Genomic DNA, 15,047 nt, shown 5'->3' with positions numbered 1-15,047 from the left:
TCTTTTGTGTGAAAGTCCCCACCCGTTTCTTTTTCACAAAAAGAGTTTAGCGAAGATTTATATTATCTTGCCGATATGGCGCAGCAATATCTTTGGCTCGTTGTATCCTACAAATTTAAAGACACAACAAAGAATGCAACACTCTTTGTTATCTAAAACATTATAACAGGAGGCGGTAGTCGTGAGCAAAAAATCAATTATCGTTACCCCATCTACCCGTAAGATACTGGCTCAGATGGGTGCACAGATTCGTCTTGCTCGGCTCCGCAGAGGGATATCTTGCCAACTCGCTGCGGATCGTGCAAAAATCAGTCGGCAGACTCTGGCCAAAATTGAAAATGGCTCTCCCTCCGTGTCGATTGGGGCCTATGCCAATGTATTACATGCGCTCAACGATATGACTGCTGACTTACTTTTAGTTGCTAAAGATGATATCCTACAGAAAAAATTACAGGATATTCAGTTAAAAATCCAGCAGCGAGCGTCAAAGAAAACTGTGTAGTCGTGCTGTCTGAGTGATGTGACTGTCCCGTTGCCGCAATACATCCAATCCCTGTGCTTTCTAAACCCGAACAAGAAATAGTGCAAATTATATTAGTAATATAGCCGCAGATACCACGGTTTTTTGCGTTTTAGCTCATGACTCCATACTGTTTTACGCCGGGATTACGCCGGTGCGGATACCATTTTAGTACGGATGGCAAAGCAAAAACCAAGATTGCCAGGGAGGTAGGGGTGTTCGGCGAAAATAGAACCGGGTGTAAAACTCTCATTGTTGTTTCAAACACAATTCTCAGTTACATTCTGCTGTCTTCTGTCCCGGGGCCGGCATAAGTGTTCCTGCTGGATCACCTATAGATTGGCCAATTTTATCGTCACCCCTCCAGGTCTGTGCAGCTATCAGCCGCCTGCTGCAGCAGACCTGCCCAAGCCCCCATCCGCTGCTCTTAGATACACCAGAGGCATTTTGCCTATTATCTACATATTATCTGCATATTTCACATATTGCTTGCTTATTAGTCAACTATTAGTTAAATATTAGATAGATATAAGACGCATATTGCCAAAATTGAAAATATATTAGATGCATATTACAATTGCTAAAAAAGCCCCACCATACGGTAGGGGGCTTTCTTCGTTTAACACACCTGGACATTGCCAGCTGGGGTTATAATCTCCATATCCACCTACAGTCTGCGCAAACTACATGATCAACAAAGAGAGCGCTGCAGTTTTGAAGCTGCGACGCTCTCTTTTCTTCCGGTGGTATAAAGCGCACCGAACAACTAAAATTTCAGTTTTTGCAACCGCATATTATATAGATAAGAAAACCAGGAAAGGAGGCAGCCTCTATTAGGGAGACTAAAGACCCAATGTTTCAGCAGAAAAGCCGCACATGAGGCTGACCTCCTGGGAGCAGTATCCGGATGGGAAGATTCAGAAGTATGAAGTGTCCATCGCCAAGAATTATCTCTCCAAAGAGGGACTGCAGGCGCTGGACACATTGTTACCATCAAAGTCGCACAATAGCCATCTTGTAGCCAGCGCTCCAGGCCGCTCCAGCTCGGCCACCAACAACTACAGCCCAGGTCTTGTCCTCTTCCTCGGGGTCCAAGCCCAGCGCCTTAATCGTGCGTGTCAGTTTGGATGTGCTATGGTATGAGTACTTACCCTGGACATAGGCCATCACTTCTCGCCCGTTAATGCGTTCTTCTAGCATCGACACTCTACTCATTTTTGTGTGCTTCCAATAAAAAATAGGATTATATGCCATAGATTTAAGAGTTTCTTGTATGAATTATTTGAAAAATCTCTATCTGAGCTGCTGAGGATTGCTAACACCGGTTTGTACAACCGGAGGGAATCACTGACTGCGTCCTGTACTGCAATCGTGTTCACCCTGCAACTTTATCAAGGTAAGCCATTAAATGTATCTGTGGATGAGTTAATCAGCAACCCTGTCCGATCGGGTAGGGATTGTTGATACTGGCTATGTGCAACCGGAGTGGATCACTGACTGCGTTCTGCGCTTTTGTGAAGGCAGTCAGCTGTTGAAAGACTGTTTGGCAGACCACTGGAAGCAAGCCCTTGAGCCAAGCGTCCTGACCACCCTGTACCTGCCCTGGGAGGCCATGAGCCAAAGACGCTGCCACATCTGCACCTGGCAAATGGACCGACCGTTCAGCACATTCCTTTTGTGTCAAAGAATCATGAGATCCTTGGCTGTCGTGAAAAGAATGCAACACCCCCTGAGCATCGCGAAAAGAGTATAATACGACTCTTTTGCGCTGCTCAGGGGAGTCCAAGACCTCATTTGATCTTGTCAGCGATGATCGACCAGCCTGCTCTCCGCCGTATTCTCGCTCCTCGGCGACCATCCTTGAGCAAGCTCCCCCGGCTCATCGCCGGCGAGAAACCCTCCTGCCTAATTTCTATAATCCCGGACAGGCACACCCGGTTGACGGGAGTTCTTGGATCATCTTTCCCACACATTCCCCCGAGCGGACGCATTGCGGCGGCTCCGCCAGACCTGATCGCGCTTGTTGATATCGAGGGCCGTGATCGCCTAAACCCCCGTCTCCGGATGAACCGGAGAGAGCTGTATGCAGCCAGCCCGCTGCTGGGGATTCGTCAGGAATTATGGGTCTCCTCCTGTACTAGCCCCTCATCTCCGTGCGCTGTCTGGCTATGTCTATTACATCTTATGCGGTTTTCTTTTTTTGTATTTCCACTTTTTGATTGTTTTATATAACAAGGGACAATTTTCTTCAATAAAAGTTGCAGAATATATTTTTATTAGACATTTTTGAAATAATATAAGAACTAAAATTCCTAAAAATTTTTTGTGCGGCACAAATCCAGTGTTCATTATTTCATACGACAGCCAACTGTTTTTCGGAAAAATAGTTTTATAATATTCTAATTTAGAGATTATTTAAACATTTTAATGCATTTTTCTTTGTGCAAAAGAATGTAACCGTAGAATAAAAAAGTTGCAGGACACAAAACTCTCTGATAAGATAGTAAATATAAGGATCATAAACAAAGAAGCCGAGAAATTACCCCAGCATCTGGACAAAGTCTGCAAGGACATCTTGCAGGCTGCTAACAATCGCGTAGATTGTAAGTGCATCAAAAAGTTTGCATAGGAGCCAATTGATATGGGTAAGACAGAAATTATCACAATTACAATCGATAGTGAGTTAATGGCTCAAGTCGAAGATCTGATCAAGCCCATGGGTATTAGCATCGGAGATTTGATCAACCAGTTTTGCCATTGGTGTATCTATGACACAGAAAAAGCTATTGCTTATCTAAAAGCGGACCAAGAGGCACAAACAGAACAAGCATAATTCCCCCAATCATGTAAAAATAATCACGGTAACAGGACAAAACATCGGGCCCGATCAAGCGATCGAGCCCGATATTTTTCATTAACCTCACCACCACTTCTGGGGATGTCACTCTCAAGGTACCTAAGCTCAAGGGAATCTCCTTTGAAACTGCCATCATTGAACGGTATCGCCGCCGGGAGAGTAGTGTGGAAGAGACTCTTAAAATGTACCTGGCAGGTGTATCAGTCCGGCGTGTAGAGGACATCACCGAGGCCCTGTGGGGCAGCAAGGTCTCTCCCTCCACCATCAGTGGGCTAAATGAGAAAGCGTATGTCCACATTGAAGATTCGCTGCGTCCGAGTTTTGCAGTATCCTACTGATAAGTCGTAGGGTTTTAAGCACATCTTTTCGGGTAGCAAGCAAATACCTAAACTATACAACCTATTCCCCTCCAATGGTGTCTTTCATCGCCTTCAGCGCATCCTTGGAGGAATAGCGTTGCTCTGTCAACTCAGTTTCTTTCTCAGCCTCCTGTAACTTGAAATATACTTCACCTCCGAACTGCAAGTTTTCGAATGCCTCCATGCTCAAAACCACCATATCAATATATCCGTTTTTCGTCAAGAAAACAGGTTGAGCTGTTTCATGAACTGTCTTTGATATGTCTACAAAGTTATTTGTCAAATCAGAAACAGGTCTAACCATATTCATAATATCAACCTCCTTGCGAGAATTTTAGCATGATTATGCTGAAATATCCAGGCGATTTATCCAAGGAGCCGTCCGTCCCCGCTTTTAGTCAATTGTCAATGACCGTCTTCGAGTGTGGTCTATGATAGTAGTTTGGTGCAAAGTTTGCCGATATCCGCCGATCACGCAGCCTCAATTTCCGGACACTAGGTAATCAGAGGGCGGTGGCTCTAGGACGGGGCGGAAACCGATGTATGAGCGCTGAGCGGATAAATAGCTAATCCTGCGAATGTGGATTGGACTGAATATCCCTCATGTGGTATGATGGTATCAATGTTAAAAGAACAGGTGTGGCTCCAAATGACAGGCGGGAAAGCAAAACAGGGAGCCGACTCTCATGCTGATGTACCTGACCTTCTTGAAGCAGTATCCGGACGGAAAGATCCAGAAATATGATGTGTCCATTGCCAAGAATTATCTCTCCAAATTGAAAAGAGGGCTTCCATATGAACATTCGTCCATCTGAAGCTATTAGGCAAGATTACGATGAGATTGCAAATCTTTGCAGGGAAACTGGGAAACCTGTTTACCTGACCAAAAACGGTGAAGGTGACCTGGTGGTCATGGACATCGAGAACTTTACTCGGCGTGAAAAGATGCTCAAACTGTGGGAACAACTCCTGGCTGTTGAAGAAGACCGTTTTCATGGGGTTACAGATCACACGCTGGATGAAGTGTCGGCCTATTTGGATCGCGTGATATCGGAGGCGTGACTCATAGAAGAACAAAGTGTGTCAGACCGTTCCATGCGGATGCCGAACTGACAGAGAATACAACTATCCGGGAATTCCGGATAGTTCATGAAGTCGCATGGTGAGCCGGAAAAAGAGTTATAACACAAGCCTCCACAACGCCGGAGCGGATTACTGACTGCGTCCTATGCTACAATCGTGTTCACCCCAAGGCTTTAGCAAGGTAAATTGTTGAACGCTTCTGAGGATGAGTTAATCACCACCCCCTGTCCGAGCCAGTGGGGATTGTTGATATCGGCTCTGTGTAACCGGAGTGGATTACTGACTACCTCCTGTACTGCAATCGTGTCTATCCTGTCGCTTCAGCAAGGTAAACCATTAAATACATCTGTGGATGAGTTAATCAGCACCCCTGTCCAAGCCAGTAGGTATTGTTGATATTGGCTCTGTGAAACCGGAACGGATTACTGACTGCGTCCTGTGCTGCAGGGGGAAATCAGTCAGATGTTGAAAGACTGCCTGGCAGACCACTGGAGGCAAGCCCTTGAGTCAAGCGTCTTGACCACCCTGTACCTGCCCTGGGAGGCCATGAGCCAAAGGCGCTGCCACACCTGCACCTGGCAAATGGACCACACTCACTGCGCATTTCTTTTGTGTCAAAGAATCATGAGCCTTGGCTGTCGAGATAAGGCTGGAAGGCATGAGCTTATCTTGAAAAGAATGCAACACCCCCTGAGCATCGCGAAAAGAGTATAATACGACTCTTTTGCGCTGCTCAGGGGAGTCCAAGACCTCATTTGATCTTGTCAGCGATGATCGACCAGCCTGCTCTCCGCCGTATTCTCGCTCCTCGGCGACCATCCTTGAGCAAGCTCCCCCGGCTCACCGCCGGCGAGAAACCCTCCTGCCTAATTTCTATTCCCGGACAGGCACACCCGGTTGACGGGAGTTCTTGGATCATCTTTCCCACACATTCCCCCGAGCGGATTTATTGCAGCGGCTCCGCCAGACCTAATCGCGCTTGTTGATATCGAGGGCCGTGATCGCCTAAACCCCCGTTTCCGGATGCACCGGAAAGAGTCTGTATGCAGCCAGCCCGCTGCGGGGGATTCGTCAGGAATTATGGGTCTCCTCCTGTACTAGCCCCGTCGTCTCCGTGCGCTGTCTGGCTATGTCTATTACATCCTATGCGTGTTTTCGGATTCAATTCCACAAATTTCTCTGTTTGACAAAACAAAGAACGATTTTCTTTAATAAAAGTTATAAAATACATTGTTATTTGACATTTTTCGAAATAATATAAGAACTAAAATTCCTAAAAAATTTTTTATGCGGCACAAATCCAGTGTTCATTGTTTTATACAACAGCCAACTGTTTTGCAATAAAATAGTTTCATAATATGCGATTATTTAAATATTTTAATTCGTTTCCCCTTGCTTTATTGACGCATTATATAAACACCAGGGTACCTACAGGTTGTCTTGCAGCGGGTTTTAGAAAATGCGAGCCAAAGATGCAACAAAACAATCGGGAGTGCATACCTGTCTGTCTCTTTTCTTTGTGTACAAGGCAAATAAGCAAATAAGATAAACAGGTCAGGAGATATCCACACTTGCAACCTGTCCATATAGTATATATGCAAACAGGATGGACTTCATTGGCACAAACACCGGATCAGGCTATTTTGATGTGGAGTCAAGCCACAATATACCTGGTCGGATAAATTCAATGCGGTACCAAAACAAACTATCGGGCCCGATCAAGCGATCGAGCCCGATGTTTTTCATGTTAATAATCTTGACCAAAACACCTATTTATCAGTTGACTCTCCGTGTTTATGCACACCATCCAGGATGAGATCCAGCCAGCAGTCACAGCAAAATACATCCCGGGCCGTGTACCCATATTTGCGGATCATTGCCTCCTCGTCCACCGGCGCCGGCCTGGGCGCCTTGCCCAGCATATATAGCGCCAGCCGTCTCCCATGGCGCCAGACCTCCGGTAATGTGTATACAGCATGGGCCGGTCTATCCCTGCCGCAGATGCTGCATTGCACCTTCGGGACATCCAGTCCGGCATTTTCAATCTCTTCAAGGATTTCATCCACAGTCGGATTAGTATTTCCTTCTTTTTTCATAATGATTTCCTCCTTATCCAAGTGATATATCTCCTGATTACTAGCAAGTCCCTAGTGTTATTCAATGGGCAGGTTATTGGCTATGCGATAAAATAAGATGTCTTCCACATCTCCGGACGCAAATACAGACTGTCTCAGGGCAGACATTGCAGCCAGTGCAGCCTGATGCATCTTTTTGACTTGCTGTCTCGTTGCAGCTAATGAGGCCTCAAATTTGCTAAGAGTTTCCTGATCCATGCGCAGCAACTCTTGTACGATTTCTTCTGCCTCACCATGATAGTAACAGATGGCGTTATATAGCAACTCCAGGGAGATTTTCGCTTTTTCATCCTCTGTCATCTGCGCGTAGGTGTCGACAGCATAGCGGTAGCATTCCGTCATATCACTTAGCCTTCCTTCTTTTTTATTTCCTAGCCCGAATGGCGGACAAATATCGGTAGACTGTGGGGCGACTTACCTGTGCCAGTCTGGCCAGCTCTGTCACATTGATTTCTTTGCATTGGTATTTCACATAGTATCGAAAAAAACTATCTGGGATGCGCTCTACCGTGATGGGCGGGCGGCCCAACTGTTTGCCTTTGGCCCTGGCGTTGGCCACACCGGAGCGCACTCTGGCCCGGATCATACTCAATTCAAGCTCGCTAAAGACAGCTATGAGCTGGAGAAAGGCCACAGTCATCGGGTCCGGCTCAGTCGTTCTACAGTCGATAGTGATACTCCCTAAGATTTGTAGCCTGATGCGCTTGGACTTGATTATCTCAACGATAGAGCAAAACTGCTGCACCGAGCGAGACAGGCGGGATGGCTCTGTGATGATTACTGTGTCCCCAGGATGGACTGTATCCCACATCATAGCCTGCTGCTCTTTGATTTCGGCATCCCCGTGCTCATACTCCATCCATATTCTGGTTGCCCCAGCTGCCTTGAGTTCCCTCACTTGTCGGTCGATAACTTGACGGGTCTCATTTGTGCTGCATCTGGCATACCCATGTGTAACGATAATCCCCTCTGCCGTTTTCGTTGCAGATTTCACCTCATTTCCCCCTCTTGGAGGCCTCCAAATAGGGGCCTCCCGTGTGTAACGCCAATCACATGCTTTATGGACACACCTCTGCCATTTTGAGCTTTGCTTCGATTGCCTGCTCAATTTTATCGGCAATTATCCTACACGCCAGCCGGTAGACACGAGGGTTAACACCAGCAGGGGGTGGCCTGGAGGTAATCGCCACAAACGCAGACATGGCCCACATCATGGACTCGATATCAGCGTGGGATATCAGAGGCCATAGGGCCTCATCCGTCCAATCAGTCAAGTCATCCTCGCAGGAAATCCAGCTGAAAGTAAGTGCGTGGATCTTGGCGTAACTATCCATCCATATCATATACACTCCTCCTGGACCGCATCGGCGCCAATGCACGGCATGGACTTGTCCCCTGGATCCCTCTGCGCAGGTACCGGGTATATCTCCCGCATCTTGTCGTGCATGTCGCCCAGGAGTCCATCAAGGCGATCCTTGAGTTCAAGATATTCCGCTACAGTGTTGAGTCCATCATCTACGCACAGGGTATACATAGCGGCAATCGCTGCTGCCCCATCCTCCACGGCAATCATGTGCGGGCTCTCATCGACCGACAGACACATAGTCTCTGCGATGACCTCTGCCGTTTTCAGCTGATCTTTTTTCTCGCTTTTTTCTCTCGCTACCTGCAAAATCTTGCGATACTTGTCCATACTTAGGCCTCCGTTGAACCTTGAGGAGGGAATTTTCGCAGCATATTATCCTGCAGATGATCGATCAGATTCATCAAGCGGGTTTTAATATCCTGATAATAATCAACGGTATTGATATTGTGACTGGTACACAGGATGTACAGCGCTATCAATGCACCTACGCCATCTTCCAGCCCTGTTATATAGGTGGCGTCATCTACTAAACTGCACAATGTTGGCATCATGCGCTCAATCTCCTGCTCGCGTTCTTTTTCGTCTGTTTCCAATACTTCCTTTAATATTCGCCGGTGCTGTTTCATTCGCATAACAATTCCTCCTTGTTTTTCAAAACCTCCAAGATGACTGATCTTACAAACACAGCAAGCTGTGTGTTGCCGTTTTCTTTCGCTGCTCGTGCGATAACATCATACTCATTGTCTGTTAGCAACAACCGGATACACCGGTTGCGCTCCTGCCGGATCTGCCGCCAAAAGGGCTCTATATGATACTTTGCCGACAACGAGTCCAGCTGCCCGGGTTGGATGCCCATCTTTGCAGCCAAGTCATTTTTGCCGTAGACAAGGCCGGTCGCCTTGTAACGCAGTAACCGCTCCAGCAGTGGATCGGTTGGCTCAATGGCCGGCCCAAATAGAGTGTCTGCATCCATCCCAACCATCACAGCGAGCAGTGCATACCGATCTGGCGAAGATAACTGCCATCGTGTCATTCTTGCCATCACGGAGGCGGACAGTTTTCCAAAATATTGCTCGTAGATATGCTGCCCATAGTACTCCAGCACGGCCCGCTGAATCTTTGATACATCGATTGATTGATATCGGCTTACCCGATCCTCTCCATATCCGTGTGCGATCAACGCCGTGTGTAGGTTGCTGTGTCCGATTGTTGGCGCATAGTTACCGCACAACAGAGCAGTAATCATATCTGTCAGCGGTTCCATCCATGTTTCAATCACGCTTTCAGCTTCCTGAATGCGAACAGATGCCAGCGGAAGAAATAGTTCCGAAAGGCGTGCGAATTTGACTGGCACGGATACGAGCGGGATCTTATGGGTCGGGCATAATGGCATCAATGGTATCTGGTGGACCCTGTGCCAGTATGGCTCCCCATACTTCGACTCGTCCACTCGATAGCAGAGAGGGCAGAATTTGAGCCCCTCCGTACCATCTGGCGTCTGCGTTCGAACGCTGGTAATTCCTGATCCATGGCCAGCCCGTAATGCATCCCATACCTGTCGCTTTTTATCCGCTTGAAAGAATCTGGTATAGTATGGCAGCAAGGTATGATTGGCCAGTACATCATCGATCGACAGCACCCCTGGCGGTAAATTGGATAAGACGGCGGTGCAGTCACCACCTGGGACAAGCCTGCCATGCACCATTGGACGGCCATTGTACAACTCACTGATGGTGGTTGCGTGCTTGGGGTGCCCAGATTGCACATGGTAACGGCAAAGGACCGAGTACCACCACTCGTCTGGGTATGGGGATGGAAAATAGGTCAGCATCAGTGCAAGACCATCAGATGTGCAAGTGCAACAGTGCCCCGGTGCGTCTTTGGGCTACCCATGATAATCCGCCTCCAGATATCCGTTTTCACTGAGATGAGCCTGGATATCCACTTTATTGTTGTACGCAACAAGTAAATCTCCATCATCCCTCTGTGCTGCCTTACGGCCTCTTTTGACTGCGTATTTCCTGGGCACCTCTTCTTGCTCTGGAGGCGGCTCTGGCGCTTGTACCCCAATTTCAAAGTCCGAAATGTGGGTGCCCGCTGCATAAGTCCGGGGCACCTTGATAGCCAAAATGTCTACCGCTTGCTGAATGACTTTTTCATTTATGCAGCTACGACCTTGCAGCAGGGCCTGGACCTGTGATTCCCCAAATATCTTGATGATGTAGGCTGGTATGCCACCGCTGCAATCGTATAGCTTATTGGTAAGCGAGGTAGTCAGCTCTGCCAATTGCCATGTGTATTGGTATGGCCAGATTCTGCTGACAAACTCCAAGTACGCACCATCTGGTTTAAATGGGGCCAGTCGGATACCTCTGGTGCGCCGTTTGAGATGCTCCTGGGATACAAAAAGCTCTTCTGCCATTGGGGTGCCAACAAAATAGATTGAGGTCATCGTCTCGTTGGTGAGCTCGACCAAAAACCTAAGCAGGGGCTTTTCCTGACGGTTTTTACGGGCGGTCAGCACTGCATTCTGGATCTCGTCGACTACCAATAGCCCCACATGATGGTTGGTAAGCAGGATTTTTGTCTGTACTGAGATTGCAGATGCCGAGGCCGACCTTAGACCCTGTGTTGATTGTAAGTATTTTGAGCCGATAGCCCGATCAAGTGCGGCCATAATCCCAAATCCAAGCGTCTTGACCGAGCAGTCACTCGGACATTCAACATGGAGCCACAGTATCTGCTTACAGAACAAGGGCTGCCCCTGGTACTCCACATGCTCGATCACCTGTGGCATCGTGGATAGACATCGGCGCACGGTGGCCGTCTTGCCGCACCCTGGAACCCCTAAGATTGACCCGCTGTCTGCCTGCGTGGCATAGTCGGTGCTCTGGCCGCAGTAGTAGGCGTTGATTGCCCTGGTCGACTCTACCACATCGGCCGTACGGTATGTCGTGGCGATTGCCCGGTATAGCGTGTCATAGATGGCGTACTGGTATGGCATCGGCACATAGATGGATGCCAGAGACGGCAGCAGCCCCCGGCGCTCCTCAGGCGACATCTGAGCCAGATCATGGGGGATAGGTGGGTAACTTGCGATGACCCGGGCAAATTGCTCCGGTGAGAGCATGTCGGGCATGGCGTCCAGGTATGGGTTGCCTGATGAGCCCTCATAGATGGCGCTGGCCGCATGGCCAGCTGGATACTTGCTCATGTCAGTTGCCCCCTTTCTGTGAGCTTGTCCTGTTTAATTTGCTCTCCATCGACTCGCTGTATTGTCTCCCTGTGACTATCTGCGTGCTCAATGATGGCTCGGATGGCCTGGGTGGCGGCAATACTTGATGCTGTCTCTTTTGCACGGGCCGCTCCCCTGTTCTTCTTGGCTGCTTTATGTGCTTTTTCCCATTCAATTTCGGAAAGCGGCTGGCCAATCCCAATTGCATGACATGGACAGATCCAGTCAGCCAAGATGATATGGATACGGCGCAGGTCTGCCGGGTCATAGGCAACCGTATAGCTGTCTCCAATGGTCAACCCATCTGCATCATCCGGGGCGTACCACATACGATTGATCCGGAGGCCCTTACGGGTCAGCTTGGCGGTATCCCGTGGCAGCGTCTGTATGTGCAGCTCCTGAGGATCCACCGCCATCAATCGGGGTGATAGCTCCGTCCATCTTTCTGCTGGAGTCTTGCCATCGACAAGTCTCCCGCTGTTTAGGTACAGTACAGAGTGGATTACAACCCGTGCAAAATCATCAAGGTCAAGGGTTGCCTGCGTGCGGTAGTCGGTAGCCCATCGCTCTTGTGCGTCATCCTCGATTACGCCACGGCCCCGCAGCATAGGCTTGTATCTTTGCTGCAGCAGATCAATCGTTTTTTCGACGGCCCCCTTGCAGTCCGGCCGAAATGGCGGTAAGGTCAGTACTTCCAGACCATACCGGCGGCATAGTTCCGACATTCTGGGACCAAAAAACTCACGCCCCTGATCCGTGATGATCTCCGATGGCATCCCAGCAGATGGCCATTGCTCCGGAGTGATCTCGATTCCATAGCGGGCACAATATGCTACCTTATCCATAGTGGCCTGCTCAATGCAAGCCATCACAGCAGTCTCATCGCATGAAAATCCGATATAGACACCAGCAATCAGGTGGGTGGCTGTGTCTACCGCCAAGTAGATATACGGCCTGCCCACCACGATGGATCGTTCCTGCCTGGACACCAGGTAGATATCCGCCTGTGTGGCATCCATCTGATAGCTCCCGGGCTGTGACCGCCATCCGGCAGAGGATCCCCATGCAGGCCGATGGTCTCTCTGATATTTGGTAAGGCCTTCCCGGGCAATGATTTTTTGAGGATCACGATGAAACCCGTGTCCATAGTAGTAGTGCCGGAATTGAGACCATGTCGGAGCATCGCTATCCATCTCTCCCTCGGGTCCCACATAGTCCTCCAGCAGCATCATCTCATAAGCGGATCTTAGGGATAGCCGTTTGGCACCAAAATAGTATCGCCGGATTGCCCGCTCTATCATCTGATTGCTTTTGCTGGCCTGCTGTGTCCGCTTTTGCGTGAGTCGTCCTGTGGCAAGATACCGGTAGTACAGCCGCAGGATGCGGCGTGTCGTAGTCTGGTGCTGCTGTGCCGCCTCTGCCGCCATCTTGTAGCGCAGGGTTTTGTCTGAGATGCAGTCGTCGCAGTCCATCATCGGCTGGATCATCCTCAGGCGGACTTCTTGAGCCGGTGTTATAGTGTGCTCGTCCATCCAACTATTCGGTGCTGGTACTCGCTCATACCTGTCCAAGCTGACCTCAAAAAATGGTGGAGAGGGGCCGTTACAGTCAGTCAGCCAGCAGCCGGCCGGAGTCTCAAGCAAAACTCGATATATGGCGCCCAATCGTTTCACAAAGCGCAGTGGTCTATCCATCTACGATCACCACCATCCACTCCGTATCGGTCGCCGCCCAGTACCTGCGAGATAGCTCCAGGCGCTCTACATGGGCCTTTTTCTTCAACTGTCCTCGCTGCACTAGCTCTCTTACGCCTTTGTGTCCATCAGCGTACCGGATGACAAAGTCGGTAGCCCACCCGGTCTGTAGGTAGTCCGTGCGTATGCCCGCCCGTGATATGCGGCCCATGATGTCGGCATCCAGAGGACAACCTACCTGATAACTCTGCACCCACGCTTGCTCCTCCAACCATCGTGCGTAATTCCTCGCCCACTTACTGTGCAGGCATACGATATCTCCGTTCTTGTTACTGTAAAATCGGATGTCTCGTGTGCGCTCTCCCGTCCGTTCCATGTATCTTGCCCCCCCTAAATAGTTACTCCTCCAGCTATTTCTGTACCAGCAATTTTTGCTTATCTCCCTTGAATTAACTCAAAATTTTGATGATGGCACGGAATTAGCTCAAAATTTTGCGTCCAAAAATTGAATTAAATCAAAAATTTGATGATACTACCCGCAAATTTTTCATTTAATTCAAATTTCGCTGTCAATTTTTTGAGTTAATTGCCATTTCCCTTAGATACCATGTGATCATCCCACTCCAACCTGGTCGTTTGTCCAACCATTTTGACCACAAGCTGCTCGCCCAATCTCTTTCTCAAAAAATTCTAAATTAGTTCTAAATCAAGCCAAACCCGGGCTAAAAACAGAAAATAAATAAAAAAGAGCCCGGGGAAACGAATTTCCTCGGACTCTTTTGTGAGTCATTATTTAGGGACAATGTGCTTGTTTGCGGGGGGACAAGTACACAATTACTTGCCCAGCTGCTTGGCGATCTCCTCAGCGAAGTTCTCCTGCTTCTTCTCGATGCCCTCGCCCTTCTCAAAGCGAACAGCGTTCTTGAAGGTCACAGCGCCGCCCAGAGCCTTGGCAGCGGAAGCGATATACTGCTCCACGGTCATGGAGTTGTCCTTCACGAACTCCTGCTGCAGCAGGCAGTTCTCCTTATAGAACTTGCCCAGCTTGCCAGCCACGATGCCCTCCTTCACCTTCTCAGGCTTGGAAGCCATCTTGGGATCGTTCTCCATCTGGACCAGCAGGATCTTCTTCTCCTCGTCCAGAGTGGCCTGATCCACCTGGCTCTTATCCCAGAAGCGGGGATTCAGAGCGGCGATCTGCATGGCCACGTCCTTACCAACGGTCTCAACCTGCTCGGCGGACAGGCTGGTCTCCAGGTTCACCAGCACGCCGATCTTGCCGCCGGCATGGACATAGGGCACGGAGATACCATCGGTGAAGAAGGCAAAGCGGCGGACCTTGATGTTCTCGCCGATGACCAGCACCATCTCCTGCTGCTCCTCCTGCACGGTGCGGCCGTTGCCATAGGGCAGAGCCATCAGAGCGTCCAGGTCAGCGGGCTTGTTGGCGGCCACAACAGCGGCAACACCCTTCACGAAGTCGACGAACTTCTCGTTCTTGCCCACGAAGTCGGTCTCGGCGTTAACCTCGACCACCACGCCGATGCCGTCCACCACGGTAGCGTAAGCCATACCCTCGGCGGCGATGCGGCCAGCCTTCTTCTGAGAAGCAGCCAGACCCTTCTCGCGCAGGATCTCAACAGCCTTATCCATGTTGCCCTCGGCCTCGGTGAGGGCCTTCTTGCAGTCCATCATGCCCACGCCGGTCATCTCGCGCAGGGCCTGTACGTCTTTTGCAGTGATTGCCATGATCACATTACCTCCATCTCAATTATAAAAAGGAGCGCCCGCCCGCGCG

General features: G+C 49.4%; 14 protein-coding genes and 1 pseudogene. 4 read left to right on the top strand and 11 right to left on the bottom strand.

Annotated elements, in window-relative coordinates; all coding sequences use genetic code 11:
• The first annotated feature begins 181 nt into the window (after positions 1-181).
• The 3 genes and pseudogenes from B5E56_RS09660 to B5E56_RS09645 all read left to right on the top strand — a co-directional run.
• On the top strand, positions 182-502 hold the full coding sequence (locus B5E56_RS09660; RefSeq protein WP_242958892.1) for a helix-turn-helix domain-containing protein: 321 nt from the start codon (positions 182-184) through the stop codon (positions 500-502).
• A 2,659-nt stretch (positions 503-3,161) separates the two neighbouring features.
• Positions 3,162-3,353 carry a hypothetical protein gene (locus B5E56_RS09650; RefSeq protein WP_087389522.1) on the top strand — a complete coding sequence of 64 codons (192 nt, stop codon included), beginning with the start codon at positions 3,162-3,164 and terminating at the stop codon, positions 3,351-3,353.
• Positions 3,354-3,445: 92 nt separating this feature from the next.
• Positions 3,446-3,682: pseudogene (locus B5E56_RS09645) on the top strand (transposase); the annotation flags it as partial.
• Between the two features lie 94 nt (positions 3,683-3,776).
• Here B5E56_RS09645 and B5E56_RS09640 read toward each other — a convergent pair.
• The gene (locus tag B5E56_RS09640; RefSeq protein ID WP_087389519.1) at positions 3,777-4,046 is read right to left on the bottom strand and encodes a type II toxin-antitoxin system Phd/YefM family antitoxin; all 270 of its coding nucleotides are present in this window, start codon (positions 4,044-4,046) and stop codon (positions 3,777-3,779) included.
• 485 nt (positions 4,047-4,531) lie between these two features.
• Between B5E56_RS09640 and B5E56_RS09635 the strand changes: the two genes are divergently transcribed.
• Positions 4,532-4,798, top strand: a complete 267-nt coding sequence (locus B5E56_RS09635; RefSeq protein ID WP_087389517.1) for a type II toxin-antitoxin system prevent-host-death family antitoxin — start codon at positions 4,532-4,534, stop codon at positions 4,796-4,798.
• A gap of 1,790 nt (positions 4,799-6,588) precedes the next feature.
• Here the strand turns inward: B5E56_RS09635 and B5E56_RS09625 are convergent.
• The 10 genes from B5E56_RS09625 to tsf form a co-directional block, all read right to left on the bottom strand.
• Positions 6,589-6,936 (bottom strand): hypothetical protein, encoded by a 348-nt coding sequence (locus tag B5E56_RS09625; RefSeq protein ID WP_087389513.1) that lies wholly within the window; start codon positions 6,934-6,936, stop codon positions 6,589-6,591.
• Positions 6,937-6,972: 36 nt separating this feature from the next.
• Complete coding sequence (locus tag B5E56_RS09620) at positions 6,973-7,296, bottom strand: UpxZ family transcription anti-terminator antagonist (protein ID WP_006574468.1); 324 nt, start codon at positions 7,294-7,296, stop codon at positions 6,973-6,975.
• A gap of 22 nt (positions 7,297-7,318) precedes the next feature.
• Positions 7,319-7,948, bottom strand: coding sequence for a recombinase family protein (locus B5E56_RS09615; protein WP_087389511.1), 630 nt, complete (start codon positions 7,946-7,948; stop codon positions 7,319-7,321).
• 64 nt (positions 7,949-8,012) lie between these two features.
• On the bottom strand, positions 8,013-8,297 hold the full coding sequence (locus tag B5E56_RS09610; protein ID WP_087389509.1) for a hypothetical protein: 285 nt from the start codon (positions 8,295-8,297) through the stop codon (positions 8,013-8,015).
• Positions 8,294-8,647, bottom strand: a complete 354-nt coding sequence (locus tag B5E56_RS09605) for a hypothetical protein (protein ID WP_087389507.1) — start codon at positions 8,645-8,647, stop codon at positions 8,294-8,296. Before B5E56_RS09605 ends, B5E56_RS09610 begins: the two co-directional genes overlap by 4 nt.
• Before the next feature lie 2 nt (positions 8,648-8,649).
• On the bottom strand, positions 8,650-8,952 hold the full coding sequence (locus B5E56_RS09600; protein ID WP_087389505.1) for a hypothetical protein: 303 nt from the start codon (positions 8,950-8,952) through the stop codon (positions 8,650-8,652).
• The gene (locus B5E56_RS14905; protein WP_242958891.1) at positions 8,943-9,599 is read right to left on the bottom strand and encodes a hypothetical protein; all 657 of its coding nucleotides are present in this window, start codon (positions 9,597-9,599) and stop codon (positions 8,943-8,945) included. The genes B5E56_RS09600 and B5E56_RS14905 overlap by 10 nt, the downstream gene beginning before the upstream one ends.
• 606 nt (positions 9,600-10,205) lie before the next feature.
• Positions 10,206-11,534, bottom strand: coding sequence for an ATP-binding protein (locus B5E56_RS09590; RefSeq protein WP_087389502.1), 1,329 nt, complete (start codon positions 11,532-11,534; stop codon positions 10,206-10,208).
• Complete coding sequence (locus B5E56_RS09585; protein ID WP_087389501.1) at positions 11,531-13,042, bottom strand: Mu transposase C-terminal domain-containing protein; 1,512 nt, start codon at positions 13,040-13,042, stop codon at positions 11,531-11,533. Before B5E56_RS09585 ends, B5E56_RS09590 begins: the two co-directional genes overlap by 4 nt.
• Positions 13,043-14,083: 1,041 nt before the next feature.
• A complete protein-coding gene (tsf, locus tag B5E56_RS09575) occupies positions 14,084-14,998 on the bottom strand; it encodes a translation elongation factor Ts (RefSeq protein WP_087265659.1) in 915 nt (304 codons plus the stop codon).
• Between the last annotated feature and the right edge of the window lie 49 nt (positions 14,999-15,047).

The sequence above is a fragment of the Flavonifractor sp. An112 genome (genome assembly GCF_002161085.1).
In the GTDB taxonomy this organism is placed as follows: domain Bacteria; phylum Bacillota; class Clostridia; order Oscillospirales; family Oscillospiraceae; genus Flavonifractor; species Flavonifractor avicola.
The sequence above is the reverse complement of the archived record's forward strand: the minus strand, read 5'-3'. Positions and strand labels throughout refer to the sequence as shown.